The sequence below is a fragment of the Pseudomonas sp. I2 genome, assembly GCF_040984075.1.
Taxonomy (GTDB): Bacteria; Pseudomonadota; Gammaproteobacteria; order Pseudomonadales; family Pseudomonadaceae; genus Aquipseudomonas; species Aquipseudomonas guariconensis_B.
In genome coordinates, this window is record NZ_JBCGFQ010000029.1 from 41,961 (window position 1) to 65,575 (window position 23,615).

29 protein-coding genes and 2 pseudogenes are annotated in these 23,615 nt (G+C 60.5%); 25 read left to right on the top strand and 6 right to left on the bottom strand.

What is annotated here, in order from left to right:
• Positions 1 to 112: 112 nt before the first annotated feature.
• The 12 genes and pseudogenes from WCE05_RS16115 (at position 113) to WCE05_RS16170 (ending at position 9,462) form a co-directional block, all read left to right on the top strand.
• Positions 113 to 436, top strand: a complete 324-nt coding sequence (locus tag WCE05_RS16115) for a helix-turn-helix transcriptional regulator (RefSeq protein ID WP_023912031.1) — start codon at positions 113 to 115, stop codon at positions 434 to 436.
• A 4-nt stretch (positions 437 to 440) separates the two neighbouring features.
• Positions 441 to 935, top strand: a complete 495-nt coding sequence (locus WCE05_RS16120) for an arsenate reductase ArsC (RefSeq protein WP_022580391.1) — start codon at positions 441 to 443, stop codon at positions 933 to 935.
• A gap of 157 nt (positions 936 to 1,092) precedes the next feature.
• Positions 1,093 to 2,190, top strand: a complete 1,098-nt coding sequence (locus tag WCE05_RS16125; RefSeq protein WP_022580390.1) for an IS5-like element ISPa100 family transposase — start codon at positions 1,093 to 1,095, stop codon at positions 2,188 to 2,190.
• A gap of 113 nt (positions 2,191 to 2,303) precedes the next feature.
• Positions 2,304 to 2,411 (top strand): annotated as a pseudogene (locus WCE05_RS16130) (arsenic metallochaperone ArsD family protein); the annotation flags it as partial.
• A gap of 59 nt (positions 2,412 to 2,470) precedes the next feature.
• Positions 2,471 to 3,451 (top strand): IS5 family transposase, encoded by a 981-nt coding sequence (locus WCE05_RS16135; RefSeq protein ID WP_155712835.1) that lies wholly within the window; start codon positions 2,471 to 2,473, stop codon positions 3,449 to 3,451.
• A gap of 73 nt (positions 3,452 to 3,524) precedes the next feature.
• Positions 3,525 to 3,785: an arsenic metallochaperone ArsD family protein gene (locus WCE05_RS16140; protein ID WP_155712836.1), complete on the top strand. Its 261-nt coding sequence runs from the start codon at positions 3,525 to 3,527 to the stop codon at positions 3,783 to 3,785.
• Between the two features lie 13 nt (positions 3,786 to 3,798).
• The gene (gene arsA, locus WCE05_RS16145) at positions 3,799 to 5,565 is read left to right on the top strand and encodes an arsenical pump-driving ATPase (protein ID WP_023912030.1); all 1,767 of its coding nucleotides are present in this window, start codon (positions 3,799 to 3,801) and stop codon (positions 5,563 to 5,565) included.
• Positions 5,562 to 6,674, top strand: coding sequence for an ACR3 family arsenite efflux transporter (gene arsB, locus WCE05_RS16150; RefSeq protein WP_023912029.1), 1,113 nt, complete (start codon positions 5,562 to 5,564; stop codon positions 6,672 to 6,674). Before arsA ends, arsB begins: the two co-directional genes overlap by 4 nt.
• A gap of 14 nt (positions 6,675 to 6,688) precedes the next feature.
• Positions 6,689 to 7,111, top strand: coding sequence for an arsenate reductase (glutaredoxin) (arsC, locus tag WCE05_RS16155; RefSeq protein ID WP_022580387.1), 423 nt, complete (start codon positions 6,689 to 6,691; stop codon positions 7,109 to 7,111).
• A complete protein-coding gene (gene arsH / locus WCE05_RS16160; protein ID WP_031275831.1) occupies positions 7,104 to 7,826 on the top strand; it encodes an arsenical resistance protein ArsH in 723 nt (240 codons plus the stop codon). Before arsC ends, arsH begins: the two co-directional genes overlap by 8 nt.
• 110 nt (positions 7,827 to 7,936) lie before the next feature.
• Positions 7,937 to 8,518, top strand: a complete 582-nt coding sequence (locus tag WCE05_RS16165; RefSeq protein WP_023912027.1) for a sigma-70 family RNA polymerase sigma factor — start codon at positions 7,937 to 7,939, stop codon at positions 8,516 to 8,518.
• A gap of 83 nt (positions 8,519 to 8,601) precedes the next feature.
• Complete coding sequence (locus WCE05_RS16170) at positions 8,602 to 9,462, top strand: permease (RefSeq protein WP_023912026.1); 861 nt, start codon at positions 8,602 to 8,604, stop codon at positions 9,460 to 9,462.
• 135 nt (positions 9,463 to 9,597) lie between these two features.
• Here WCE05_RS16170 and WCE05_RS16175 read toward each other — a convergent pair whose 3' ends face one another.
• Positions 9,598 to 10,569 (bottom strand): IS5 family transposase, encoded by a 972-nt coding sequence (locus WCE05_RS16175; protein ID WP_022580383.1) that lies wholly within the window; start codon positions 10,567 to 10,569, stop codon positions 9,598 to 9,600.
• On the opposite strand from WCE05_RS16175, the gene WCE05_RS16180 reads away from it, so the two are divergent.
• The 11 genes and pseudogenes from WCE05_RS16180 to WCE05_RS16230 all read left to right on the top strand — a co-directional run bounded on the left by WCE05_RS16180 (position 10,528) and on the right by WCE05_RS16230 (position 16,635).
• Positions 10,528 to 10,917: a permease gene (locus WCE05_RS16180; protein ID WP_071557724.1), complete on the top strand. Its 390-nt coding sequence runs from the start codon at positions 10,528 to 10,530 to the stop codon at positions 10,915 to 10,917. The genes WCE05_RS16175 and WCE05_RS16180 overlap by 42 nt on opposite strands.
• Positions 10,918 to 10,983: 66 nt before the next feature.
• A complete protein-coding gene (locus WCE05_RS16185; protein ID WP_022580381.1) occupies positions 10,984 to 11,217 on the top strand; it encodes a thioredoxin family protein in 234 nt (77 codons plus the stop codon).
• Between the two features lie 180 nt (positions 11,218 to 11,397).
• Positions 11,398 to 11,722: pseudogene (locus WCE05_RS16190) on the top strand (Na+/H+ antiporter NhaA); the annotation flags it as partial.
• Between the two features lie 184 nt (positions 11,723 to 11,906).
• On the top strand, positions 11,907 to 12,374 hold the full coding sequence (locus WCE05_RS16195; RefSeq protein WP_022580379.1) for a DUF6789 family protein: 468 nt from the start codon (positions 11,907 to 11,909) through the stop codon (positions 12,372 to 12,374).
• 32 nt (positions 12,375 to 12,406) lie between these two features.
• Positions 12,407 to 12,535 (top strand): hypothetical protein, encoded by a 129-nt coding sequence (locus WCE05_RS16200; protein WP_022580378.1) that lies wholly within the window; start codon positions 12,407 to 12,409, stop codon positions 12,533 to 12,535.
• 144 nt (positions 12,536 to 12,679) lie between these two features.
• Positions 12,680 to 13,237, top strand: coding sequence for an RNA polymerase sigma factor (locus WCE05_RS16205; protein ID WP_022580377.1), 558 nt, complete (start codon positions 12,680 to 12,682; stop codon positions 13,235 to 13,237).
• Between the two features lie 461 nt (positions 13,238 to 13,698).
• Positions 13,699 to 13,929: a DUF2282 domain-containing protein gene (locus WCE05_RS16210; protein WP_223865769.1), complete on the top strand. Its 231-nt coding sequence runs from the start codon at positions 13,699 to 13,701 to the stop codon at positions 13,927 to 13,929.
• Positions 13,930 to 13,998: 69 nt separating this feature from the next.
• On the top strand, positions 13,999 to 14,892 hold the full coding sequence (locus WCE05_RS16215) for a DUF692 family multinuclear iron-containing protein (protein ID WP_022580375.1): 894 nt from the start codon (positions 13,999 to 14,001) through the stop codon (positions 14,890 to 14,892).
• On the top strand, positions 14,876 to 15,664 hold the full coding sequence (locus WCE05_RS16220; RefSeq protein WP_023912023.1) for a DUF2063 domain-containing protein: 789 nt from the start codon (positions 14,876 to 14,878) through the stop codon (positions 15,662 to 15,664). The genes WCE05_RS16215 and WCE05_RS16220 overlap by 17 nt, the downstream gene beginning before the upstream one ends.
• Positions 15,657 to 16,166, top strand: coding sequence for a DoxX family protein (locus WCE05_RS16225; protein WP_022580372.1), 510 nt, complete (start codon positions 15,657 to 15,659; stop codon positions 16,164 to 16,166). Before WCE05_RS16220 ends, WCE05_RS16225 begins: the two co-directional genes overlap by 8 nt.
• Before the next feature lie 13 nt (positions 16,167 to 16,179).
• Positions 16,180 to 16,635, top strand: a complete 456-nt coding sequence (locus WCE05_RS16230) for a DUF302 domain-containing protein (RefSeq protein WP_022580371.1) — start codon at positions 16,180 to 16,182, stop codon at positions 16,633 to 16,635.
• 445 nt (positions 16,636 to 17,080) lie between these two features.
• Here the strand turns inward: WCE05_RS16230 and WCE05_RS16235 are convergent, their stop codons facing one another.
• The 5 genes from WCE05_RS16235 to WCE05_RS16255 form a co-directional block, all read right to left on the bottom strand.
• Positions 17,081 to 17,302 carry a GDCCVxC domain-containing (seleno)protein gene (locus WCE05_RS16235; protein WP_071557723.1) on the bottom strand — a complete coding sequence of 74 codons (222 nt, stop codon included), beginning with the start codon at positions 17,300 to 17,302 and terminating at the stop codon, positions 17,081 to 17,083.
• Entirely contained in the window at positions 17,299 to 17,754 is a 456-nt protein-coding gene (locus WCE05_RS16240) for a carboxymuconolactone decarboxylase family protein (RefSeq protein ID WP_022580370.1), read from the bottom strand. The genes WCE05_RS16235 and WCE05_RS16240 overlap by 4 nt, the downstream gene beginning before the upstream one ends.
• Before the next feature lie 112 nt (positions 17,755 to 17,866).
• Positions 17,867 to 18,517 (bottom strand): YiiX/YebB-like N1pC/P60 family cysteine hydrolase, encoded by a 651-nt coding sequence (locus WCE05_RS16245; RefSeq protein ID WP_022580369.1) that lies wholly within the window; start codon positions 18,515 to 18,517, stop codon positions 17,867 to 17,869.
• A gap of 160 nt (positions 18,518 to 18,677) precedes the next feature.
• Positions 18,678 to 19,406, bottom strand: a complete 729-nt coding sequence (locus WCE05_RS16250) for a cytochrome c biogenesis CcdA family protein (protein WP_023912021.1) — start codon at positions 19,404 to 19,406, stop codon at positions 18,678 to 18,680.
• Positions 19,406 to 19,792 (bottom strand): thioredoxin family protein, encoded by a 387-nt coding sequence (locus WCE05_RS16255; protein WP_022580559.1) that lies wholly within the window; start codon positions 19,790 to 19,792, stop codon positions 19,406 to 19,408. The genes WCE05_RS16250 and WCE05_RS16255 overlap by 1 nt, the downstream gene beginning before the upstream one ends.
• A gap of 696 nt (positions 19,793 to 20,488) precedes the next feature.
• Here WCE05_RS16255 and nhaA point away from each other — a divergent pair.
• Both nhaA and WCE05_RS16265 read left to right on the top strand, forming a co-directional pair.
• A complete protein-coding gene (nhaA, locus tag WCE05_RS16260) occupies positions 20,489 to 21,820 on the top strand; it encodes a Na+/H+ antiporter NhaA (RefSeq protein WP_022580560.1) in 1,332 nt (443 codons plus the stop codon).
• A gap of 313 nt (positions 21,821 to 22,133) precedes the next feature.
• Positions 22,134 to 23,612: a SulP family inorganic anion transporter gene (locus tag WCE05_RS16265; RefSeq protein WP_022580561.1), complete on the top strand. Its 1,479-nt coding sequence runs from the start codon at positions 22,134 to 22,136 to the stop codon at positions 23,610 to 23,612.
• Positions 23,613 to 23,615: the final 3 nt, after the last annotated feature.

Consider the following 23,615-nt stretch of genomic DNA (forward strand, 5'->3'; position numbering starts at 1 on the left):
GGCACGAAGCGCGGGGCCGTAGCCCGCGAACCCGACGGCGGCACGCCGGGACGCTATGCGGTTTCGCACTGACTCTTGCCAAACAATTCAATAAATGTTGTATTATCGAACAATGAACGAAGATCAAACTGTCTCTGCCCTGAGTGCTCTGGCTCACACGCAACGACTGCGCGTATTTCGTGCCTTGGTCGTTGCCGGCCCCGAAGGGCAAACCCCCAGCGTCTTGGCCGACCAGCTCGACGTCGCCCGTAACACCTTGTCCTTCCACCTGAAAGAGTTGGCCCACGCGGGTCTAGTCACGATCGAGCAAAAGGGCCGCAACCTGATCTACCGCGCCGACTTCGCCCATATGAACGGGCTACTCAGCTATCTGACCGAGCACTGCTGCCAGGGCAACGTGTGCGAAGTCACCAATCCCCCCCACTGTGACTGCTGATGCCATGACCGACACCACATACAACGCACTGTTCATCTGCACGGGTAACTCCGCACGCTCCATCCTCGCCGAAGGTATCCTCAACGAGTTGGGCAAGGGGCGCTTCCGAGCCTACTCAGCCGGCAGCCAGCCCAAGGGTGAAGTGCATCCGCTGGCACTTGCCACGCTGGAGCGGCTGCATATGCCGACGACCGGCTACCGCAGCAAAAGCTGGGACGAATTCGTGGCGCCAGGGGCACCAGTGTTCGACTTCATCTTCACCGTCTGCGACAACGCCGCCGGCGAGGCATGCCCGTTTTGGCCAGGGAAGCCGGTATCGGCGCACTGGGGCGTGCCCGATCCCGCAGCCATCGAAGGCAGCGAAGAACAACAACTCAAGGCATTCAAGGATGCCGCGCTGACCTTGCGCCGCCGCATCGAGTTGTTTCTGTCGCTGCCACTGCAACGCCTGGACGCGATGTCGCTGCAACGCGAGTTGCGAAACATCGGCCAAGAGTAAAGAGCGTTGCTTCGTTAACAACCAGATTTGAAAGGACACCCCATGCCAAACATCCAGATTTTCGACCCGGCGCTGTGTTGCAGCACCGGCGTATGGGCACCTCTAAAAACCCCCGTCCTACCCTGACCTACCGCCCAAACAGTTAGACAATCCTCCGATGAGCACACCTCCCGACCGCAGCGCCGTCAAGTTCGACCTGTTTGCCGATGCCGCGCGCAAGCGCAAGATCGAAGCGCTGGGCGATCCGCTGCAGCTCATTGCCCGGCACATTGACTTTGACCACCTCACGCAGGTCATCGATGACCTGCTGCCCCGGGGAGACGGACGCAAGGGCGGACGCCCGCCGTACCCCACATCCGTCATGGTGCGCATCCTGGTCTTGAAGTACCTGAACCAACTGAGCGACGAGCAGGTGGAATACCAACTACTCGACCGCATGAGCTACCAGCGCTTTTGCTTGCTGGAGGACAGCGCCACCATCCCCGACCGCAATACCGTCTGGCATTACCAGCAGCGCCTGGGCGCCGATGGTGTGACGGCCTTGTTCCAGGCGGTCGATGGCCAGTTGCTGGGCCACGGGTTCATTGCACGCTGCGGGCAGATCATCGACGCCACCCTGGTGCCCGCGCCCATCCAGCACTTCACCAAGGATGAGAAAGAGCAGTTGGCCCAGGGCAAGACCCCCGAGGACTGGAGCGATGCCAAGCGCCGGCAAAAAGACCTGGACGCCACCCATACCAAGAAACACGGCAAGAGTTACCACGGCTACAAGCTGAGCATCAATGTAGACGTCAAGCACAAGTTCATCCGCAAGATCGCCACCGGCACGGCCAGCGAGCACGACAGCAGGCACTTCGATGAGGTGCTCGACGAGCACAACACCAGCCGGGATGTCTATGCCGACAAGGGCTACCCGAGCGCACGGCGCAGCGAAATGCTCCAGGTGCTGGGCTGGCGGGAGCATATCCAGCGCAAGGCCCAGAAGAGCAAGCCCCTGAGCGCATGCCAGAAGAAGCGCAACACGCGCATTGCCAGGATCCGTGCCCGAGTGGAGCACCCCTTTGCCCAAATGCGCCACATGGGCGGCAAGCTCATTCGCACCATCGGCCAGGTGCGCGCTGCGGTGGCCATGACCATGATGGCGGCCTGCTACAACCTCAAGCGCCTGGCCAGGTTCCTCGAAGATGGGGTGGATGCGTTCTACAAGGGCGGGCCATCAAAGAGCGAGGTGCGCCTGCAGGGGATCAATGCGTGAGAAATGGGGCGGAAAACGCCCTGGAACATGCCATATTTGCTTAAAAAATGGGCAGAACTGAAATGCTCGGTCTGCCTCAGTCGGCACGCTGCTGAAAACGGCGGTTTTTAGAGGTGCCCGTATGTGGCGTTGAAGTAGATCAAAACTTGGTGAATTTCGCTGCCGATGTGGATTGGGCCAAGCAAAACGGCGCCCAGGTCGAACGCTTCAACCTAGGGAAGGTCTGAACAACTCCCCCGTTCTTGGCGACAATAGCGCACCGCGATTGGGACGATGATCGATGCAACTGACGTTCGGTGACGCCGAGGACCTGGGCCAACGCAAGCGCACGCGCCGGGAAGTGTTCCTGGCCGAGATGGATCAGGTCGTGCCGTGGACGGCGTTGCTGGCGCTGATTGAGCCGCACTACCCCAAGTTGGGGCTTCCGGGCCGGCAGCCATACCCGCTGGCGACGATGCTGAGGATCCACTTCCTGCAGCAGTGGTATGCGCTCAGCGATCCGGCGATGGAAGAGGCCTTGTACGACACCGCAGTGATGCGCCGGTTCGCGCAGTTGGGCGGTCTTGATACGGTTCCCGACGAGACCACAATCCTCAATTTTCGCCGGCTGCTGGAGCAGCGCGGCCTGGCTGCGAAGATGCTGGCGAAGGTCAACGCGCACCTGTCGCGCAAGGGCTTGAGCTTGCGCAGCGGCACGATCGTCGATGCCACGATCATCGCGGCACCAAGTTCGACGAAGAACAAGGATGGCCAGCGAGATCCTGCGATGCACCAGACGAAGAAGGGCAACCAATGGCACTTCGGGATGAAGGCGCACATCGGCGTCGATGAAGCGTCAGGGCTGGTGCACCACGTTGCGTGCACGGCGGCCAACGAAGCCGACGTGACGCAGGTGCACAAGCTGCTGCACGGCAAGGAAGACACGATCTACGGCGATAGCGGCTACACCGGCGCGGACAAGCGCGACGAGTTGCAGGGCGTGAACGCCGGCTTCCTGATCGCGGAAAAGCCGTCGAAGCTGCGCACGATCAAGAACAAGCGCGAGCGTCACTATGCAAAGCGCTGGGAACATTACAAGGCGAGTGTGCGCGCCAAGGTCGAGCACCCGTTCCGGGTGATCAAGCGGCAGTTTGGCTACGTCAAGGTGCGCTACCGCGGCTTGGCGAAGAACACGGCACAGGTGTTGACGCTGTTCGCCCTGTCGAACGTGTGGATGGCGCGACGGCATTTGCTGTCATCGACGGGATCAATCCGCCTGTAGTAAGGGAATTGGCGTCATTTCTCGCCTTGAATGGCACACAAAGCAGTCGAGATGAAGCGTTCCGAGCGCTCCGATGCTGAAATCCAGCTGTCAAAGCAAGTTGTTCAGACCTTCCCTAGCTCAACAACCCCTTGCTTTCGCCGAAAACCCAACCGTGAAGGGCTTTTTGGAACGCTCAGGCCAAGAGTCGCTGCCCTTGATTCTGGTTGATGGAGAGGTGGCCTTGGCCGGCCGCTACCCCAGCCGAAGCGAATTGACCCGCTGGGCTGGCATCGAGTCGCTCGAAGCCTCTTCAGCAAAAGACACTTGTTGCTCTGGTGGCCGCTGCTGCTGAACAAGGAGATTCCATGCACTTTCTGACCCAGCCACCCCGTTTTCTTTTCTTTACCGGCAAGGGGGGCGTCGGCAAGACCTCCATCGCCTGTGCAGCGGCCGTGCAACTGGCAGCCCAGGGCAAGCGCGTGCTGCTCGTCAGCACCGACCCAGCGTCCAACGTGGGGCAGGTTTTCGGTGAGCGCATCGGCAACCGCATCACGGCGATTGCCGCCGTGCCGAACCTGTGGGCACTGGAAATCGACCCGCAGGCGGCCGCACAAGCGTACCGTGACCGCATTGTCGGCCCGGTGCGAGGCGTGTTGCCCGATACGGTCGTGGATGGCATCGAAGAATCCCTGTCGGGTGCCTGCACCACGGAAATTGCCGCCTTCGACGAGTTCACGGCCTTGCTGACCGATACGGCGTTAACGCAGGACTACGAACATGTCATCTTCGACACGGCTCCTACCGGGCACACCATCCGCCTGCTGCAACTGCCGGGCGCATGGAGCGGCTTTCTGGAAGCAGGCAAAGGCGATGCGTCGTGCCTGGGGCCGCTGGCGGGACTGGAAAAGCAGCGCAGCCAATACAAGGCAGCAGTAGAAGCGTTGGCCAACCCCTTACGCACCCGTCTGGTGCTGGTTGCTCGCGCGCAGCGCACCACGCTGCGCGAGGCGGCACGCACCCATGAAGAACTGGCCGCAATTGGCCTGTCGCAGCAACATCTGGTCATCAACGGCGTATTCCCTGCCAGCGAGGCCAAGAACGATACGCTTGCCGCTGCCATCCATGAAAGAGAGCGGGCTACGCTGGCCGCCATTCCGTCGGCACTCCAGGCGTTGCCTCGGGATCAGATCGCGCTCAAGCCGTTCAACCTCGTCGGCCTCGAAGCCCTGCGCCACCTGCTGGTTGATACCGACGCTACGCATAGTGCCGATGCCATCGAACTGCCCGAGCAGATCAATGCGCCGGACTTGTCTGCGCTGGTCGATGAGATCGCCGCTGATGGGCACGGACTGATCATGGTGATGGGCAAAGGCGGCGTGGGCAAGACCACGCTGGCCGCCGCCATCGCGGTGGAATTGGCGGGCCGGGGGCTGCCCGTGCAGCTGACCACCTCTGACCCGGCTGCGCATCTGGCCGATACGCTGGAAGGTTCGCTGCCCAGCCTGGCACTCAGCCGCATCGACCCCCAGGAGGCCACTGCGCGCTACCGCCAGCATGTGATGGACACCAAGGGCGCAGCGCTCGATGCGGAAGGCCGGGCGCTGCTGGAAGAAGATCTGCGTTCACCGTGCACCGAGGAGATCGCGGTGTTCCAGGCGTTCTCCCGCGCCATCCGCGAAGGGGGACGGAAGTTCGTGGTCATGGATACGGCCCCGACCGGCCATACCTTGTTGCTGCTGGATGCCACCGGCGCCTACCACCGCGACATCGTCCGGCAGATGGGCGAGACGGACGTTCACTTCACGACGCCGATGATGCAGTTGCAAGACCCGAAGCAGACCAAGGTACTCATCGTCACCCTGGCCGAAACCACACCCGTGCTGGAAGCGGCCAATCTGCAAGACGACCTGCGCCGCGCGGGCATAGAACCGTGGGCCTGGGTCGTCAACAACAGCGTTGCGGCCGCGCACCCGCATTCTCCGCTGCTGCGCCAGCGCGCACGCAACGAATTGCGGGAAATCGACGCTGTGGCCACGCGGCACGCTCAACGCTATGCCGTAGTGCCTCTTCTGACCGAGGAGCCGGTAGGGGTAGAGCGCCTACGGGCTTTGGCAAACTGGAAAATGTCATGAATCAAGGTAATTCTCAAAGCGGACATTCGCTGCCGAATCCTCCCGCTCGCCTGTCCTTCCTGGATCGCTACCTCACCGTCTGGATTTTCGCTGCAATGGCACTGGGCGTTGCCCTGGGCACGCTGTTCGACGGTTTGCCCGATGCGCTCAATGCACTCTCGGTCGGTACGACCAACGTCCCTATCGCCATCGGTCTGATCCTGATGATGTACCCGCCGCTGGCCAAGGTGCGCTACGAGACGCTGCATGAAGTCTTCGCCGACAGGCGCGTGCTCCTGCTGTCTCTGGTGCAGAACTGGATCATCGGGCCGGTGCTGATGTTCGTGCTGGCGGTGATCTTCCTGCGTGACCAGCCGGAATACATGACCGGCCTGATCCTGATCGGGCTGGCACGCTGCATCGCTATGGTGCTGGTGTGGAACCAGTTAGCGCGTGGCGACAACCAGTACGTCGCGGGGTTGGTCGCCTTCAACTCGATTTTCCAGATCCTGTTCTTCTCGACCTACGCCTGGTTCTTCCTGTCGGTGCTACCGCCTGTATTCGGCTTACAAGGCAGTGTCATCGACGTGGGCTTCTGGACGATCACCGAAGCGGTGCTGATCTACCTGGGCATCCCGTTCCTGGCCGGCTTCCTGACCCGGCGCACACTGATCCGGCGCAAGGGACAGGACTGGTACGAGCACACCTTCCTGCCCCGGATCAGCCCCATCACCCTGGTGGCGCTGCTGTTCACCATCGTGGCGATGTTCAGCCTCAAGGGCGCCGACGTGGTGCGCTTGCCGCTGGACGCGCTGAAGATCGCCGTGCCGCTGACGCTCTACTTCGTGATCCAGTTTCTCATCAGCTTCTTCATGGGCCGGCTGATCCAGGCCGACTATCCGCGCACCACCGCCATCGCTTTCACCGCCGCGGGCAACAACTTCGAGCTGGCCATTGCCGTGGCCATCGCAGCATTCGGCCTGGCCTCACCCGTCGCCTTCACCACTGTGATCGGGCCGCTGGTAGAGGTGCCGGTGCTCATCCTGTTAGTGCATGTTGCCTTGCGGCTGGGCCGCCGGTGGCGGTTCACTGGAGCCAGCATGTATTCCACCAACCCCACGAATCTCTGAATCGAAGCAAGGGTATGAGCCAAATTACCATCTATCACAACCCCGCCTGCGGCACATCGCGCAACACGCTGGGCCTGATCCGCAACAGTGGCGAAGAGCCGACGGTCATCGAATACCTCAAGACGCCGCCTTCACACGCAACGCTGGTCAAGCTGCTGGCCGATGCCGGCTTGAGCGTGCGCGACGTGCTGCGCGAAAAAGGCACGCCCTATGCAGAGTTGGGCCTGGCCGATCCGAAATGGACGGATGACCAGTTGCTCGATTTCATCGGGCAACATCCCATCCTGATGAACCGGCCCATCGTGGTCACACCGCTGGGCACGAAGCTGTGCCGCCCTTCGGAAACCGTGCTGGACATTCTGCCGCAGCCGCAGCGCGGCGCATTCAACAAGGAAGACGGCGAGCCAGTCATCAATGCGGAAGGTCGCCGTGTCTGAAGCGCGCCTTGACCTCCCCAATATCGACGCAGCGCTATTTCAGCCACCGGACGCGGCGCGATTGCTGGCGCCCGAACGTGCAGGCCACGCGCCGCGCTTTCTTCTGCTCTATGGCTCGCTGCGGGAGCGCTCGTACAGCCGTTTCGCCACCGAAGAGGCCGCACGCATCCTGCGTGCGCTCGGTGGCGAGACACGCATGTTCAATCCATCTGGCCTGCCGCTGGTGGACGATGCGCCTAGCGATCACCCGAAGGTGCAGGAGTTGCATGCGCTGACGCAATGGGCCGAAGCGATGGTTTGGTGCTCGCCCGAGCGCCACGGCGCGATGACCGGTCTCATGAAAACCCAGATCGACTGGATTCCGCTGTCGGTCGGCGCGGTGCGCCCGACCCAGGGCAAGACGCTGGCGGTGATGCAGGTATCGGGCGGCTCACAGTCGTTCAACGCGGTCAACCAGATGCGCGTGCTGGGCCGCTGGATGCGCATGCTGACTATCCCCAATCAGTCCTCGGTCGCCAAGGCGTATCAGGAGTTCGACGACGCTGGTCGCATGAAGCCTTCGGCCTACTACGACCGCATCGTGGACGTGATGGAAGAACTGATGAAGTTCACGCTGCTCACGCGCGACGCGGCGCCGTACCTGGTGGATCGCTACAGTGAACGCAGGGAATGTGCCGAGGCATTGAGCATTCGAGTTAAACAGGCTGCGATCTGATTCGTCTCAGAGACTCATGAGTACAGCTCAAGGCGCCGCAAAAGACAAACTACAAGGCAACGCGCCTGGGAGCGGTGTTCATTTCTGGCAAAGAGTAATGTCAAAGCATCATGAGTACGAGAAAAATCACACCAACCCTGTCTCTCAATAACACAGGTTTTGATTGTGTCTCGCGTGCATGGCGAGCACACGAAAAAGAGCTGCGTGCTTTTCTGATTCACCGTGCGGACGACCGGGATATGGCGGAAGACCTACTGCAGGAGGTCTTCCTGAAGTCGATGCGTCAGGGGCTGCGCTTTTGTGAGCTGACCAATCCGCGTGCCTGGTTGTTCGAGGTGGCGCGCAACGCATTGATTGATTCGGTAAGCTTAAACAAACCGTTTGAAGAGCTGCCCGAACATCTGGAGGCCGAGCTGGGAAGCGAGCGCGCGCCCATCGATGAATTAGATATTTGCATTGAGCGCATCTTGTCGGAACTGGCGGCAGAAGATCGTTCCATCATCCAGAGCTGCGATCTTCAGGGAAAAACTGTGCGTTCATACGCTCAAGACTACAGACTCACACTGGCTGCCGCCAAGTCTCGCATCCTCAGGGCCAGAAAGCGACTGCGTGACAGTCTTGTTGAGCGCTGCCAAGTGGGCTTTGATGAGACAGGGCGGGTTTGCTGTCATGTGCCACGCACGCTGAGCTGAATCCTTTTGCGTTCTTGTTCGTCTCCTCAATGAGCGTGTCGCATCGTGCGGCATGGCCAGATAAACATAGAGAGAGCAAGAACATGACTGTCCCGCCTAACGCCCAAGGGGGCTGCTGCAGCCAGCCAAGACCTGTTGCAGCAGCCCCAAGCCCTGATTCAAAATCGTGGAATCGCAGGTATTTTTTCAGCATCGCGGCTCTGGCAGCACTTTGGTGGGCGGCTTATTCCTACATCCTCCCTGCCTCAAACTGGATCGCATTTGATTTGCTTGGGGTTTCTGCTGATTCGCACGCAGGCGCTTCGCTGGAGTTCTTCATTTATGACACAGTGAAGATTCTTTTGCTTTTGACGATGCTGATTTACGTCATCGCCTGGCTTCGCGCTTCCATGAATACAGAGCGGGTGCGAGATTATCTCGTCGGTAAGCGGCGCGGACTTGGCTATCTTTTAGGGGCATCATTCGGCGCAGCAACGCCTTTTTGTTCCTGCTCCAGCATCCCGCTGTTTTTGGGGTTCACCACGGCTCGCATCCCCATTGGCATTACCATGTCGTTTTTGATCACCTCCCCGCTCATTAACGAAATTGCGGTTGTGTTGCTGTGGGGGTTGCTTGGCTGGAAATTCACGCTCATTTATCTGGCAGTTGGCATGGGGGCAGGCATCCTGGGCGGGTTCTTGATGGACAGTCTAAAAGCGGAGCGCTGGTTGCAACCATTTGTGATCGATGCTATGGGAAAATCGCCGAATGCCATGCAGCACACCAACGGCATGGGCAAGGCTGAAAAACTCTCGGTACGACAACGGCATGATTTTGCTTATGCGGAAATGATCTCCATTTTCAAGAAAGTCTGGAAGTGGGTCGTCATTGGCGTCGGTATCGGTGCCGCATTGCATGGTTTTGTGCCTGACAACTGGTTTGCTGACAACCTAGGGAAGGTCTGATCAAAAGCCGAGATTCACGGAAATCATGTATTTGAACCCAGCTTCAAATAGAATGAGTCTCAAATGGCCATCCAAACGGCCATTTATGCCTTGATTTGTGCCTGCAGCACGCCTTTTCGCGTGCTGCAGGCACACCTATCCTGCGGCAAGCAGTTGCTTTCTGGCCATCCACAGGTTGGCCAAGGCAAACAGCGTGACCATTTGCCCATGATTCTTGGCCAAGCCGCGGTAACGAGCCTTGGTGTGACCGAACTGTCGCTTGACTACCCGAAAGGGGTGTTCGACCGCGGCACGTATCGATGCTTTCAGATGCTCGATGCGCTCGGTGATCTCTCGCAACTTGGCATCGGCGATGGCTTTGACCTTGCTGCGCTGCTCGGCGATGTAGAAATGTCGGCCGCGTTTGGGTTTCACGCGCTTGGCGGCACCGCGATAGCCGGAGTCACCGTAGACCGCTTTTTCCCTGCCGTGCAGCAAGTTGGCGATTTCGGTGACATCGCCGACGTTGGCTGCCGTGGTGGTTACGGTGTGCACCAATCCGGTTCGTTCATCGACGCCGATGTGCGCCTTCATGCCGAAGTACCACTGGTTGCCCTTGCGGGTTTGGTGCATGTCCGGGTCGCGCTTGTGATCCTTGTTCTTCGTCGACGGTGCCGCATGAATGATCGTCGCGTCCACGATCGTGCCTTCGGAGAGCTTCATTCCGTGTTCGCCCAGGTACGTCGTGATCACGTCAAACAGCGGCTGTGCCAGCTGATGCTTTTCCAGCAGGTGCCGAAACTTGCAAATGGTGGTCTCGTCGGGTGCGCCTTCGCGCCCCAGGTCGATGCCGACAAATCGGCGCATGGCTTGCGAGTCGTACAGCGCCTCTTCGGCCGCCGGATCCGACAGTGCGTACCACTGCTGCAGCAGGTGAATCCGCAGCATCCGTTCCAACCCAATCGGTTGACGACCGCCGCGTTCGGGCGTCTTCGGATAGTGCGGTTCCACCACCGCGCACAACCGATCCCACGGCACCACCTTGTCCATTTCGGCCAGAAACACATCACGGCGAGTCGCCTTGCGATGGCGTTCGAAGCCGGCGTCCGATTCCGTGGCAAGCGTCATCTGTTTGGGTCGGGTCACAGTGTCGTTCCTGATGGGTTGAAGGTTCGACCGCAGAGCAAAATCAGAGTTTCCCTAGGCACCGGCCAATGGTGGACTGTGCCTTCAGCGGTATTGGTGGGCATACCCTTATATTCCAACGTCACTGGCATTATCCCGATCATGGAGAGCCTGCTTCTGAAAGGCCTGCCTATCGGCACCACACTGGCTTTCTGCATGAGTTCTGTGGCTGCCAGCATTCCTGAATTCATGATGCTGCGTCAGATCATGACCATCAAACTGCAAGCGACCTTTATTCTCTATCTATGGGTGGTCTTCACCCTGGTTGGGTGGCTACTCAATGCGATGTAGCTACTTATATTTATTGTGAATTTCAATACTCAATCAAAACGCCAGTTTTTATCAAAGGAGAAAATCATGGATATCAAAGTGCTCGGCACAGGCTGTGCCAATTGCAAGGCCACCATCGCACTGATCATTCAGGTTACCCAAGACAAAGGCCTGCAAGCCGAAGTAAGCAAGGTTGAGGACCTACGTGAGATCATGTCTTACGGCGTGATGAGCACGCCAGGCGTTGTGATCAATGGGAAAGTCGTGCATGCCGGCGGCGTGCCACCACGCAACATGATTGAGCAGTGGCTGGGCGCATAGGTGTCGCACACCGGCACAAATCCACATCCGACGAATCGAATTTACTGGCCACGGCCTTCTGATCATCATTTTGTTACATCTCGCGGCTGACAGGTTTATACATCGGTCGGGCCGCCACGCGGAGTTATCACGACCATGAATCGCCATACCACGCGGCAGGATCTACCGCGTGCCTAGCTTCTGGCCGAACGCGCCTTCGCCACCCTCGAACGCTTCCTGCATATCGAAGCCGCCAAGCATCGTGCTGTTGATAGCCGCTGGCGTGGCGCTGATCTGGGCCAATTCTCCGATTGCCCCCGGCTATCACGCGCTCTGGCATCTGCCGGTGTCACTTGGCATCGGCAGCCTCACTGTCTCCCAGTCGCTGCACTTCGTGATCAACGACGGCCTGATGACTATCTTCTTCCTAGTCGTGAGCATGGAAATCCGCCGCGAAATCCATGAAGGTGCCTTGAGTAATCTGCGCCAGGCCAGCTTGCCGATCATCGCGTCGCTGGACGGCGTGACACGCTGCAGCGATGAGCGGCGGGAAGATGGCCGCAGATGGAGAAGACGACTCTCGGCCCAACAATTTAGCGAATCGACCGAATCGTTTTCCCAGTTCGGCGCCTCTATAGGACAAGTGGGGCGCCGTAGGGCCTCCATCAATTCCGGGATCAGCGATCCCCAGCCTTGAGGAGCTTGAAACCATGTCTTGTTACATTCGTTCGATGGTCGCTGGGTTTGCCGCCACTGTGGTGCTGTCGCTGCTGTTGCTGATGAAGGTGGCAATGGGATTGATGCCCGAGTTGAATCCCGTCGCCATGCTCACGGACATGGCACACGCAAACATGGGTATGCCGGCCTCCCCGATGGTCGGATGGGTGGCGCACTTCATGATCGGTACCGTCCTGTGGGGCATTCTGTTCAAGCTGCTGTATGGCCTTCTCCCCGGTGGAAATGCGTTTCTCAAAGGCATATCCCTCTCCGTGCTGGCTTGGCTGCTGATGATGATCCTGCCGATGCCGATGGTCGGCGCGGGTCTGTTCGGGATGAAGCTCGGCATGATGGCGCCGGTGATGACCCTGATGATGCACCTCATTTGGGGTGCGGTGCTGGGTTACACCTATGGTCGCCTGCAAGCCAATTCGAGTGCTACCAGGGCTGTTACGCCTTGATGAGCAGCAGCTACCGCAGTGAGGATACGAACATGATGAAGGAAACGGAGGTCACAACCGAAAGCGAGATGGCGCCGGATAACAGTACGCTGTATGTCGGGCTGGGCGGCTATGTGACAGCCACCAGCGTTTTAGCAGGTTTGTCTGCCCGGTTTGCGTGATAGCAGCTCCCGCTTTGCTTGCGACGGGTGTATATCAGAAGATCAGGAATCGAAGCCGCAAGCCCAAAAATGGGAGCGGCATAACGACGGGCGGAATAAAGGCTCACTGATTAACTGATCATTGAGCCGGAACAGGAGATCAGCATGCGTGCCTCTTTTAACGACCGAAACAATTTAATCATGGCGGCACAGACTGGAGACGCGGCCGCCCTTTCCCGTTTGCTGGCGGTGTGCCAAGCTGATGCGCGCCGCTATGCGTACAAGCACTGCCATGCGAGCGACGTTGATGATGCCGTTCAAGAATCGCTACTCATCATTTCTCGCAAGGTCAGCGGGCTAAAAGCGGCGGCGGCCTTTTCATCGTGGCTGTTCACGATCATCAAGCACGAATGCCGCAAGCTCGCGCGAATGATGTTCAAGCACGAGCCACTGCCTGATGAAGTAGCAGAGGAGCTGCTGCTTCATCGCCCCGACGATGAATTGAGAATCGACCTTGCCCATGCTCTGGAGTCGTTGCCTGCCCACTACCTCGAAGTGGTACTTCTGCGCGACTTCGAGGAGTTGACCATTGCCGAGATCGCCGCCAAGTTGGGTGAGCAACCTGGGGCGGTCAAGAGTCGTCTGCACCGCGCTCGTGAACTGGTGCGCGAATACATGCTTGGTTCAGAGCCATCCTCCGGTCACCGCGCCCCGATGAAGTAAAGGGTTTTAGGCTACTCCCGCGTGGGAAGAGTCCGCATTGATAAGCCGCAGAAGCCCAGAGCACATGCGACATGCGTTGCCCTCTGCGTGCGATTCCACTGGCATGGCGGTATGCCTTATCGAATTGGTACTGATCGCCTTCCTCGGGCTATCTAACCACAACCAGCCTTCGCCTGCGCTTGACGGCGAATCTCGCGCTCGCTTGCCAAGCGATGGGGCGACCAGCGATCGAGAACTTTTTTTCGCTGCCCGCGAACCGTTTTGCGTGACGGGCACCTCCTAGTAAATAAGGCTGGCAGTTGCTGGCCTATTACCCGCAGCTCACCCGGCTGCTTCTTTCCTTTCAGGAGATTGCAATGTCAAACCGTATGTTGTCCGCCGCTGTTGCTACGGCGTTTGTCGCCGCCTTCGCTGCTCCCGCTTTTTCTCAGGGCATGAGCCAGGCCGACATGCAGAAGAAGATGCAGGAGAACCAAGCCAAGAGCATGGAGATGATGAAGACCGGCAAGTTCGACAAGTGCTACGGCGTCGCCCTCAAGGGGCAGAACGACTGCTTCGCTGGCGCCGGCACGAGTTGCGCGGGCACCAGCACCACCGACTACCAGGGCAACGCCTGGAAGCTGGTCGCCAAGGGCACCTGCACCACGATCTCGACGCCCAACGGTCACGGCAGCCTCACCGCCAAGTCCTGACGCCAGCGTTCACCTTGGTGGGCGGTGGCCTGTCGCCCCGCCCATCAGCTTGCGATAACGAGGACCAACATGGGCATTCACCAAACCGGGCACGCCGCCGAGCGGGAAATCCCTGCGCGAGCGGGTGTCAGCCTCAAGCCCGATCACTACCACACGATCATCGAATCGTGGCCGGATATGGGCTTCTTTGAAGTCCATGCGGAAAACTACATGGGCGCCGGTGGTCCGCCCCATCGCTACCTGACCGCCATCCGCGAACACTATCCCCTGTCGTTGCACGGCGTGGGCCTGTCCATCGGGGCCGACAGACCGCTCGACCAGGCGCATTTGCAACGCCTAAAGGCGCTGGTCGAGCGGTACGAACCCGGCCTGGTGTCGGAGCACCTTGCATGGTCTTCGCACGGCACCAGCTACCTCGATGATCTGTTGCCGGTGCCCTACACCGACGAGACGCTGAACCGCATCTGCCAGCACATTGACGAGGTGCAAACGGCCCTGAGCCGGCAAATGCTGCTGGAGAACCCCGCGACCTATATCTGGTTCAAGGAGAGCACCTGGCGCGAGACGGATTTCATCCGTGAGATCGCCCGCAGAACCGGATGCGGTCTGCTGCTGGATGTGAACAACGTCCATGTGGCGAGCACGAATCAGCAATGGGACGCGCGCACCTATATCAACGACTTCCCCCTTGACCATGTGCAGCAAGTCCACCTGGCCGGCCACTCCCGCCAGACGGACGAGAAGGGACGCCCCTTGTTGATCGACTCACACGACCAAAGAGTGGATGAGCGGGTGTGGAACCTCTTTAGGCAGGTCATCCAACGCATCGGGTCAGTCCCTACGCTGATCGAGTGGGATTCCAACATTCCCGCATGGCCCGAACTGCAAGCGGAAGCCGTGATGGCCGATGTGCTGATGGGCATGTCCAACGTACAGGAGCGACGTCATGGCACGCTTGGCTGAACGCCTGGAGGAATTTGCCTCGGCGCTGCTCGACCCGGAACGCGCGGTGCCCGAGGGGCTGGTCGGCCCCGACAGCGAGCCGAGCGCACGGCGCTTTGCCGTCTATCGGAACAATGTGTTCGTTGGCCTGACGGACGCGCTGCGCGCGGGCTTTCCCTGCGTCGTCAAGCTGGTGGGCGACGAATACTTCGCGGCGATGGCTCGCGTCTTCGCGGCCGCCATGCCGCCCGGCTCGCCGGTGCTGCTGCACTATGGAGCCGAGTTCCCGGACTTCATCGCGTCCTTTCCCCCGGCGGAATCCTTGCCTTATCTCGCCGACGTGGCCCGCATCGAGCGCGCCGCGACCGAGGCTTACCACGAGCGCGAAGCAGAGCCGTTGGCACCCAGCGCGCTCGCCAGCGTATCGCCAGACCAAGCACCCATGCTGCGGTTTCGGCTTCACCCTTCCGTGCGCCTGGTGCGCTCGCCATTCCCAGCCTTCACGATCTGGCGGATGAACGCCCCCGATGGCACGCCGGCACCCGTTGATCTCTCCGAAGCGCAGGACACGATGGCGCTGCGCCCCGACGCCGAGGTGGATGTGCGCCAGGTGCTCCCCGCGAGTCATGACTTCGTGGTCGCGCTCGGCCAGGGCCTGACGCTATCGCAGGCGATGGAAACAGCCCTCGCCACCGACGGCGGTTTCGACCTGTCGGAGAACTTGCGGGAATTGATCCAGATGGGCGCTTTTGTCGGCTTCGAGTTGGAAGCCAGGGAGAACGATCATGAGTAACTTCCAAGTGCCGAAGGGTTGGCCCGGAATACTTGGCGCGGCGAACTGCGCATTGCACTGGCTAACAAAGATCGCCGGCATGGCGGCGCCGCTGTTCCTTCGCGTAGCACTGGCCTTGCCCTTCTTCAAGTCGGGCCTCACCAAATGGGACGGCTTCCTGTCGCTGGCGCCGACGGCGAGCTTTCTGTTTGAAGAGGAATTCAAGCTGCACATCCTGGGGAAGGTCTATGACCTGCCTGCGCCTGACGTGCTCGCCTTCGCCAGTGGATCGGCCGAGATCATCTTTCCGATCCTGCTGATTTTCGGACTTGGTACGCGCTTGAGTGCCCTGGGCTTGCTCGGCATGACGGCGGTGATCCAACTCATCGTGCCGGACGGGTGGGCGAACTTTCATCTGCCTTGGGCGACGATGGCGATTGCCTTGATCGCCATCGGGCCGGGACAACTATCGCTCGACCATTGGATTCGCGGACTCTTGAAGCGCCAACAGGCTTCGGCCTGACAAGGAGTTCTGCATGCTTGCATTGCGCGCCACATCCCTCGTGATGGCATGTTGTTTTGCTTCGGCGGCGGGAGCCGCCGATGGGCTGATCGCGGTACAAAGCCCTTACAGCGTCAAGGAGACCATCGACCGCTTCGAGACTGCCGCCAAGTCTCGGGGCATCAACGTCTTCTTGCGCCTCGATCACGCGCAGGGTGCCAAGAAGGTCGGCAAGGATTTGCGGCCGACCGAACTTCTGGTGTTCGGCAATCCCCAGGGCGGCACCCCCTTGATGGAATGCGCGCAGACTGCCGGTATCGACCTACCCCTGAAGGCGCTGGCCTGGCAGGACGCGGCCGGGCAAGTCTGGCTGGCCTACAACGATCCGAAGTATCTCGCGTCGCGCCACGGCGCCGACAACTGCGGCCCCGTCGCGGAAAACATGTCGAAGGCGTTGGGTGGCATAACGCAGGAGGCCATCCAGAAATGAACGTACTCGACCGGCTCGGCCTCGCCGTTAAGACGGTGGGAGACGTGTTTTCTCAGCCTGCGCCATACTAGGAACAGCATGTTCAGAGACAAGGTGCCAATGCCCACAGCGACAGCGAATCGGCAGTCGACCACTGGAACAACGAACGGCAGCAGGCCCACGGCGAGCGCCGGTGGCACATGCAGATCGAATAGTCGCAAGATCAGGATGCCCAATCCGGTGAGAAGCGGTGTGAGAACGAGCATCCCCGGCGCTTTGGCCCAGGTGCCGTGCGGTCGCTTGATGACGTCATGGGCCAGAGCGCCCAGTCCGGGAAAAAGAATGTAGTCAACATGCATGGCTACCGCGATCCACGCGATCACGCCCATGTAGAGTGCGGTCAGCGACTCGCCAAAGAATCCCTACGGCGGCGGCGACCACCGGACGCCTAACAATCTCATGTCTTCTACTCACAACATCCTCCGGCAACACCTTCCTGCTTGGATGGACACCTGCTGGTGCCGTAAGAGCAGAACACGCAGCAGTCGCCCGGCTTCGGTTTTAACAATTCATGGCACACCGGGCACTCGTAGAAGAACTGGCACGAATCAACAGGCATGACTTCCGTTTTTTTGAAACCGCATTTCGGGCAAGTAATGGTTGACTCCAAAGTGTGCACTGTATTCATTTCGTCACCGCCGGCAGAGCGTAGGACGCAAAGGCTAGTTCCATAGGGGTGTCGAACAGGTGGTTGGTGTAGTTCGAGAGCGTCTTGATGGCGATAGCGAGCACCACTTGCAACGCCTGCGGCTCGCTGTAGCCTGCGCCGGTGAAGCTCTGCAAACTGGCCTGGGACGGATTGCCCCGCGATTCCACCATTTCTTTGACGAAGTCAGCCAGGGCGCGCAACTTCGGGTCATCAATCGCCGTGCCCTCACGGATCGCCTGGAGCGCCTGCGGCGGCACCTTCGATACCTTCTCGGCGATCATGCTGTGAGCGGCCACGCAGTAGTGGCAGTCGTTGATCCGGCTGATGACCAGCAACACGACTTCTTGCTCGGCCGGCGTGAAGCCCGATTCCTTGCGGAACCAGTCCATCCCGTGCAGGTAGGTCGAGAGTGCACCAGGGGCGTGGGCCATTTCCCCGTATATGCTGGGAATGAACCCCTGCTTATTGCGCGTGTTGCTCAGGAATTCGCGGCCCTTCTCGGGGCGGTTTCTTCGTTAATAAGTGGCAGTGTTAGCTTGGCGTTCATGGGTTGCTCCTAAGTGGAAGTAGTCCGGCTTCCAGGGTGGGTTTGATGATGGCGAAATTGGGCGAAACATCGAAGTCACGCGGAGCGAACAGGCTGTGGTGCCGCACATGGAGGATTTCCGCTACGCAGCCGGGGCACTGAGGTTCCGCGGATGGCGCGGCGTCAATGGGCGGAAGCACGGGATAGCGGATCGTTTCAAAGGCTTGGGCGATCAGCGTCGAGCAGATGGCACGGGTCGGGTCGCCGCTGCCCAGGGCGAGCATGCGGCGGCGCCAGCGCACGGGCACGGGCGGCGTGGGCAGCAGGTATCGGGCCAAGTCAATCACGTTCTTCAAGTCGTACTGATGGCCCAGCCGGGCCACCGCCGAGCCGATCAGGGTGTCGATCTCGGCAGCGGTCAAGCCCACTGGCCGACAGACCCGGGTGTGCAAATCGGCGAACTCGGCCACGCTGACCAGGCGCACTCCTTCGCGTAGATCGGCTTCGAGAAAGCAGCGAGGCCGCCCTTCGGCGTCGAGTGGCCTGCCGGCCGAGCCGACAAACAGCGCCGCGTGTGACCACGTGGATTGCGTCAGGTACTTGATGGCGACGCTGAACCGGCTCTGCCCTTCGACCAGCAGCACGTCGCCTGGCCGCAGACAGGCCATGAGAAGGCATGGATCGGTCGGCGGCGCTACGCTATGCACGTGGTGGGGCCGGCTGAGGTAGCGGCTCAGTCCTTCCCCACAGCGGCGCGCGATGCTGTCCAAGACGCTTCCCACGGCGTCACCCGGTCGAAACGAAAGTTAACTTCGGCCGGGGCATCGCTCAGAACCTCGTCGTCAGTTGCGTGAGCCAGGCCGGTGAATGTTCGACAAGCCATGCTTCCATCGGCTTGTCGGCACCCGTCAGGATCAGAATGGCCAGGGCAACCATGATCGCGCCCAACAGGACTTTCCCCGCCTTGCCGGCCTGCAGGAGCTTGGATCGCGTGCGGCCGATGGCGCTACGCGACACATAGGCCAGTACTACCAGAGGCAATGCTGCCCCAACGCCGAATACCGCCATCATCGAGCCCGCTTGTGCCAGGTTCGTGCCTTGGCTAGCGAGGACGATGGCCGCGCCGAGCGTCGGCCCCACGCAGGGACTCCAAACCAGTCCGAGCACCAGGCCCACCACGAACTGCCCCGTCAGACCGTCCAGTTGGACACGCGCAAGCAAGTTGTTCCCAGCATTGCCGATGCCTGCCGTCAGCGACGCAAACCGCTGCTGGAGAGCGCTGGACATGAGCACCACTCCTAACATTCCCAGGACGACCGCGCCCACGCCCCGGAAGATCGTTGTATCGATGCCGAGCGAGGCACCTGCCCAGGCCAGCGCCGTGCCGACAATGGCATAGGACAACGCAAGGCCGCCCGCCAGGGCCAGCGGTGCGTGCCGGTGGGCGTTGACTGCCGAGCCAATCAGGACCGGCACGATGGGCAGGACGCAGGGCGATAGCGTGGAGAGCACCCCGGCGAGCAAGCCGAGGCCGTAAGAACCAAGTCCGAGAGTCATCAGCGCGTGGTCTTCTGAATCAGGCTCTCGATGCCGGCCTCGGTGGTATCACCCACGGAGCGGGCCACTTCCTGGGCGCCCTTGAAGCCCACCAGCGTGCTTTGCATGCTGACCTTGAAGGCCCGGACGATGCTCTTTTCGCTGTCAAAGTCTACGGTCAGCACGGTCACGTCCTTATAGGCGGGCTGCTTCATCAGCTTTTCCAAGATCGGCTTCTGCGCCTTGCAAGTCGGGCACCACGTCGCGCTCACGTCCACCACCACGGGCTGATCGGCTTGTGTCAGCCGGTCGAACTCGGTCTGACTGAATGGTTTGATCTCGCCGGCGCTGGCGATGCTGGCGAGCGCGGAGAGTGCGAGAAAGGCGGCGGTCATGCGGAATTTCATAGGCGTAGTCCTTGAAGAAGGGGGAGAACCGCCCAAGGCGACGGCGCGCAGGGGCGAACTTGGCCGCGAAGAACGGTGGCTGTTCATTTAGAGGCTGGGAGTCGTTAAAGCGGTTCGCAACCGAACGGAAATATCTGCACGGCGGCGCTACTCCACCCGTCCGCGTTTTCACGAAGCCCGACTTTTTGAGCCTGCCGCGAACCGTTTTGGCGGCCGCGCCCCTCTTATTGGCGGGAAGGGGCAGAACGCTCGTCTAGGGCGGGCAACCTCGCCATCCCCCAGTTATTCCCATCGCACCGTTCTCTGGTGACAGGAGCGCATCATGTATTGCAGCACTTCCGTGACAGCGCAGTTGGTTCGCGGTGTTTTGGCCGTGGCATCTATGGCAGGTGGCATCGTGCTAACCCCTCACTTCTGGCCGGCAATGGGGCTGTTCGGCTTGGCCATCTACTTCATGCGGGGTTGTCCAGCCTGCTGGCTTGTGGGGTTGATGGAGGCGATTCGGGTTCGCAACAAGCGCAAACGGCAGCATGGACGGCCATGTTTCTTGCCCGGGGAACGAGTTCGATGAGCATCACTTCACGCTCGCTGATCTTCTAGCTACAACCCTGTAAAATGGCAGTTGGGTGTTAGTTGCATGTCGCAGCGGGACAGGTTCATGCGTCGGTCGGGCCGCCACGCGGAGTTTTGACGACCATGAATCGCCACACCACGCGGCAGGATCTACCGCGCGCCCAACTTCTGGCCGAGCGCGCTTTCGCCACCCTCGAACGTTTCCTGCACATAGAAGCCGCTAGCGGCATCGTGCTCTTGATAGCCGCCGCCGTGGCACTGATCTGGGCCAATTCTCCGTTTGCGCCCGGCTATCACGCGCTCTGGCATCTGCCGGTGTCACTTGGCATCGGCAGCCTCACTGTCTCCCAGTCGCTGCACTTCGTGATCAACGACGGCCTGATGACCATTTTCTTCCTGGTCGTGGGCATGGAAATCCGCCGCGAAATCCATGAAGGCGCCTTGAGCAATCTGCGCCAGGCCAGCCTGCCTATCATGGCGGCGCTGGGCGGCGTGGCCGTGCCCGCGCTGATCTATGTGGCCTTGAATACCGACCCATCTCGCTTGCAGGGTTGGGCCGTGCCCACGGCCACCGACATCGCCTTCGCCGTGGGCGTGCTCGCCCTGCTGGGCCGGAGCATTCCGGGCAACGTGCGCGTCTTTCTACTGGCGCTGGCGATCATCGACGACATCATCGCGCTGTTCTATTCGGGCGGCCTGGACCTGTCGGGATTTCTCGTCGCCGCGATGGGCATCCTCGTGGTGCTGGGATTTCAGCGCATGGGCGTCGGCTCGGCCTTCGCCTACGTGCTGCCTGGCGCCATCGTCTGGACCGGCCTGTTGATGACCGGGGCGCATCCAACATTGGCAGGTGTCGTTCTCGGTATGCTCACGCCGGTGCTTTCGCGGCCCACGCGTGAACACCCGCTGGACATGGTGGCGTACGCGGCGCAGAAGCTGCGCAACCACGATGACGCCAACGATACGCACCACCTTGCCATGCCGCTCAAGCAATTGCGGCTGGCCCAGCGCGAGCTGCTGCCCCCTGTGGTGCGCGTACAAACGGCGCTGCACCCTTGGGTGGCGTTTGGAATTATGCCGCTGTTCGCGCTAGCCAACGCAGGTGTGAGCATGGACGGCATTGACCTGTCCGCCGCAGGCCCGCAGTGGGTGATGGCCGGCGTCGGCCTGGCACTGCTGCTGGGCAAGCCGTTGGGCGTGGTCGGCGTGAGCTGGCTGATGGTCCGCTTGGGCTGGTGCCGGCTACCACCCGGCGTGTCGTGGGGCGGTATCGTCCTCATTGGCCTGCTTGCGGGCGTGGGCTTCACGATGTCGATCTTCATTGCCATGCTCGCGTTCGACAATGAAACCCTGCTGGGCGCGGCCAAGTTGGGCGTGCTGGCAGGGTCGTTGCTGGCAGCCTTGCTGGGGTTGGCTTGGGGCGCGATGTATCGGCGCACCACAAAAGCCGCGTGATGATCGTGCACGGCACGAAGCAAGGATGGAAGCCAAGCCCGTTTTTGCCTTCATCAGGCGAAATGCTTTAAAATCACCGACTTTGCATTCATCCGCAGTCAATTGGAGTTTTTGCCGGTGTAAGTCTCATTCTCGCTGCGAGCCAGCTTCTCTCCCATTTCTTTCTTGCTCGCACGAGGCTGCGCGTCCGTTTGACTGCGTCTTGCCGCCCCCTTTTTTGCGTAGGGGTGGCTTTCTATTCCGGGTTCGGAAAGACGCTTTCGCGCCTGTGTCCGTTCCAGCCCGTGGCTGAGTCTTCTCTCGGAATAGAACAATGATCAAATCCTTTCGCCAGGACTGGCTGTCCAACGTCCGCAACGATCTGCTTGCAGGCATCGTCGTCGCGCTGGCATTGATTCCCGAAGCCATCGCTTTTTCCATCATCGCGGGCGTCGATCCCAAGGTCGGCCTCTACGCCTCCTTCAGCATCGCCACGATCATCGCCTTTGCCGGCGGGCGGCCCGGCATGATCTCAGCCGCCACGGGCGCCATGGCTCTGCTCATGGTCACTCTGGTCAAGGAGCACGGCCTGCAATACTTGCTGGCCGCCACCGTGCTGACCGGCGTGCTCCAGATCGTCGCGGGCTGGCTCAAGCTCGGTGCGCTGATGCGCTTCGTCTCGCGCTCGGTCATCACCGGCTTCGTCAATGCGCTGGCCATCCTGATTTTCATGGCCCAGTTGCCCGAACTGACCAATGTGACATGGCATGTCTATGCCATGACGGCGGCGGGCTTGGGCATCATCTACCTGTTTCCCTACATCACCAAGGCCGTGCCGTCCCCATTGGTAGCCATCGTGGTGCTGACCGCCGTGGCGATCTTCCTTGGCCTAGACATCCGCACCGTGGGCGACATGGGCCAGTTGCCTGACAGCCTGCCGGTGTTCCTGCTGCCCGATGTGCCGCTGAACCTGGAGACGCTCAAGATCATTTTCCCGGTGTCGGCCACCCTGGCAGTGGTGGGCCTGCTGGAATCCATGATGACGGCCTCCATCGTCGATGACCTGACCGATACGAACAGCAACAAGAACCGCGAATGCGTGGGCCAGGGCGTGGCGAACATCGCGACTGGCTTTCTCGGCGGCATGGCAGGCTGCGCCATGATCGGCCAGTCGGTCATCAACGTGAAATCGGGCGGCCGGGGTCGGTTGTCCACGCTCGCCGCCGGTGTGTTCCTGCTGCTGATGGTGGTGTTCATCGGCGACTGGGTGGCACGCATCCCGATGGCCGCGCTGGTCGCGGTGATGATCATGGTGTCCATCGGCACCTTCAACTGGGCCTCGATCCGAAATCTGCGAGAGCACCCCAAGAGTTCCAGTGTGGTGATGCTGGCCACTGTCGCCATGACGGTGGGCACCCACGACCTGGCTAAGGGCGTGCTGGTCGGCGTGCTGCTGTCTGGCTTCTTCTTCGCCCACAAGGTGGGGCGGATCTTCCATGCGTCCTCGCGCACGGAGGACGAAGGCCGCATGCGCACCTACACCATCACCGGCCAGGTGTTCTTCGCGTCGGCCGAGCGTTTCGTCAACACCTTCGATTACAAAGAGGTCATCGACAAGGTATGCATCGACGTCAGCCGTGCCCACTTCTGGGACATCACTGCCGTCAGTGCGCTGGACAAGGTGGTCATCAAGTTCCGGCGCGAAGGTACTGAAGTGGAGGTGATCGGCCTGAACGAGGCCAGCGCCACGATGGTGGACAAGTTTGCTGTCCACGACAAGGACGGCGCTGCCGACATGCTTGCGGGCCATTGAAAG

Bases quoted from the DNA above. Each gene is read 5' to 3' on its own strand.
- WCE05_RS16115 (WP_023912031.1), top strand. From the start codon at position 113: ATGAACGAAGATCAAACTGTCTCTGCCCTGAGTGCTCTGGCTCACACG.
- WCE05_RS16120 (WP_022580391.1), top strand. From the start codon at position 441: ATGACCGACACCACATACAACGCACTGTTCATCTGCACGGGTAACTCC.
- WCE05_RS16125 (WP_022580390.1), top strand. From the start codon at position 1,093: ATGAGCACACCTCCCGACCGCAGCGCCGTCAAGTTCGACCTGTTTGCC.
- WCE05_RS16135 (WP_155712835.1), top strand. From the start codon at position 2,471: ATGCAACTGACGTTCGGTGACGCCGAGGACCTGGGCCAACGCAAGCGC.
- WCE05_RS16140 (WP_155712836.1), top strand. From the start codon at position 3,525: ATGCTGAAATCCAGCTGTCAAAGCAAGTTGTTCAGACCTTCCCTAGCT.
- arsA (WP_023912030.1), top strand. From the start codon at position 3,799: ATGCACTTTCTGACCCAGCCACCCCGTTTTCTTTTCTTTACCGGCAAG.
- arsB (WP_023912029.1), top strand. From the start codon at position 5,562: ATGAATCAAGGTAATTCTCAAAGCGGACATTCGCTGCCGAATCCTCCC.
- arsC (WP_022580387.1), top strand. From the start codon at position 6,689: ATGAGCCAAATTACCATCTATCACAACCCCGCCTGCGGCACATCGCGC.
- WCE05_RS16165 (WP_023912027.1), top strand. From the start codon at position 7,937: ATGAGTACGAGAAAAATCACACCAACCCTGTCTCTCAATAACACAGGT.
- WCE05_RS16170 (WP_023912026.1), top strand. From the start codon at position 8,602: ATGACTGTCCCGCCTAACGCCCAAGGGGGCTGCTGCAGCCAGCCAAGA.
- WCE05_RS16180 (WP_071557724.1), top strand. From the start codon at position 10,528: ATGGCGTTCGAAGCCGGCGTCCGATTCCGTGGCAAGCGTCATCTGTTT.
- WCE05_RS16175 (WP_022580383.1), bottom strand. From the start codon at position 10,569: ATGACGCTTGCCACGGAATCGGACGCCGGCTTCGAACGCCATCGCAAG.
- WCE05_RS16185 (WP_022580381.1), top strand. From the start codon at position 10,984: ATGGATATCAAAGTGCTCGGCACAGGCTGTGCCAATTGCAAGGCCACC.
- WCE05_RS16195 (WP_022580379.1), top strand. From the start codon at position 11,907: ATGTCTTGTTACATTCGTTCGATGGTCGCTGGGTTTGCCGCCACTGTG.
- WCE05_RS16200 (WP_022580378.1), top strand. From the start codon at position 12,407: ATGATGAAGGAAACGGAGGTCACAACCGAAAGCGAGATGGCGCCGGAT.
- WCE05_RS16205 (WP_022580377.1), top strand. From the start codon at position 12,680: ATGCGTGCCTCTTTTAACGACCGAAACAATTTAATCATGGCGGCACAG.
- WCE05_RS16210 (WP_223865769.1), top strand. From the start codon at position 13,699: ATGCAGGAGAACCAAGCCAAGAGCATGGAGATGATGAAGACCGGCAAG.
- WCE05_RS16215 (WP_022580375.1), top strand. From the start codon at position 13,999: ATGGGCATTCACCAAACCGGGCACGCCGCCGAGCGGGAAATCCCTGCG.
- WCE05_RS16220 (WP_023912023.1), top strand. From the start codon at position 14,876: ATGGCACGCTTGGCTGAACGCCTGGAGGAATTTGCCTCGGCGCTGCTC.
- WCE05_RS16225 (WP_022580372.1), top strand. From the start codon at position 15,657: ATGAGTAACTTCCAAGTGCCGAAGGGTTGGCCCGGAATACTTGGCGCG.
- WCE05_RS16230 (WP_022580371.1), top strand. From the start codon at position 16,180: ATGCTTGCATTGCGCGCCACATCCCTCGTGATGGCATGTTGTTTTGCT.
- WCE05_RS16235 (WP_071557723.1), bottom strand. From the start codon at position 17,302: ATGAATACAGTGCACACTTTGGAGTCAACCATTACTTGCCCGAAATGC.
- WCE05_RS16240 (WP_022580370.1), bottom strand. From the start codon at position 17,754: ATGGCCCACGCCCCTGGTGCACTCTCGACCTACCTGCACGGGATGGAC.
- WCE05_RS16245 (WP_022580369.1), bottom strand. From the start codon at position 18,517: ATGGCCTGTCTGCGGCCAGGCGACGTGCTGCTGGTCGAAGGGCAGAGC.
- WCE05_RS16250 (WP_023912021.1), bottom strand. From the start codon at position 19,406: ATGACTCTCGGACTTGGTTCTTACGGCCTCGGCTTGCTCGCCGGGGTG.
- WCE05_RS16255 (WP_022580559.1), bottom strand. From the start codon at position 19,792: ATGAAATTCCGCATGACCGCCGCCTTTCTCGCACTCTCCGCGCTCGCC.
- nhaA (WP_022580560.1), top strand. From the start codon at position 20,489: ATGAATCGCCACACCACGCGGCAGGATCTACCGCGCGCCCAACTTCTG.
- WCE05_RS16265 (WP_022580561.1), top strand. From the start codon at position 22,134: ATGATCAAATCCTTTCGCCAGGACTGGCTGTCCAACGTCCGCAACGAT.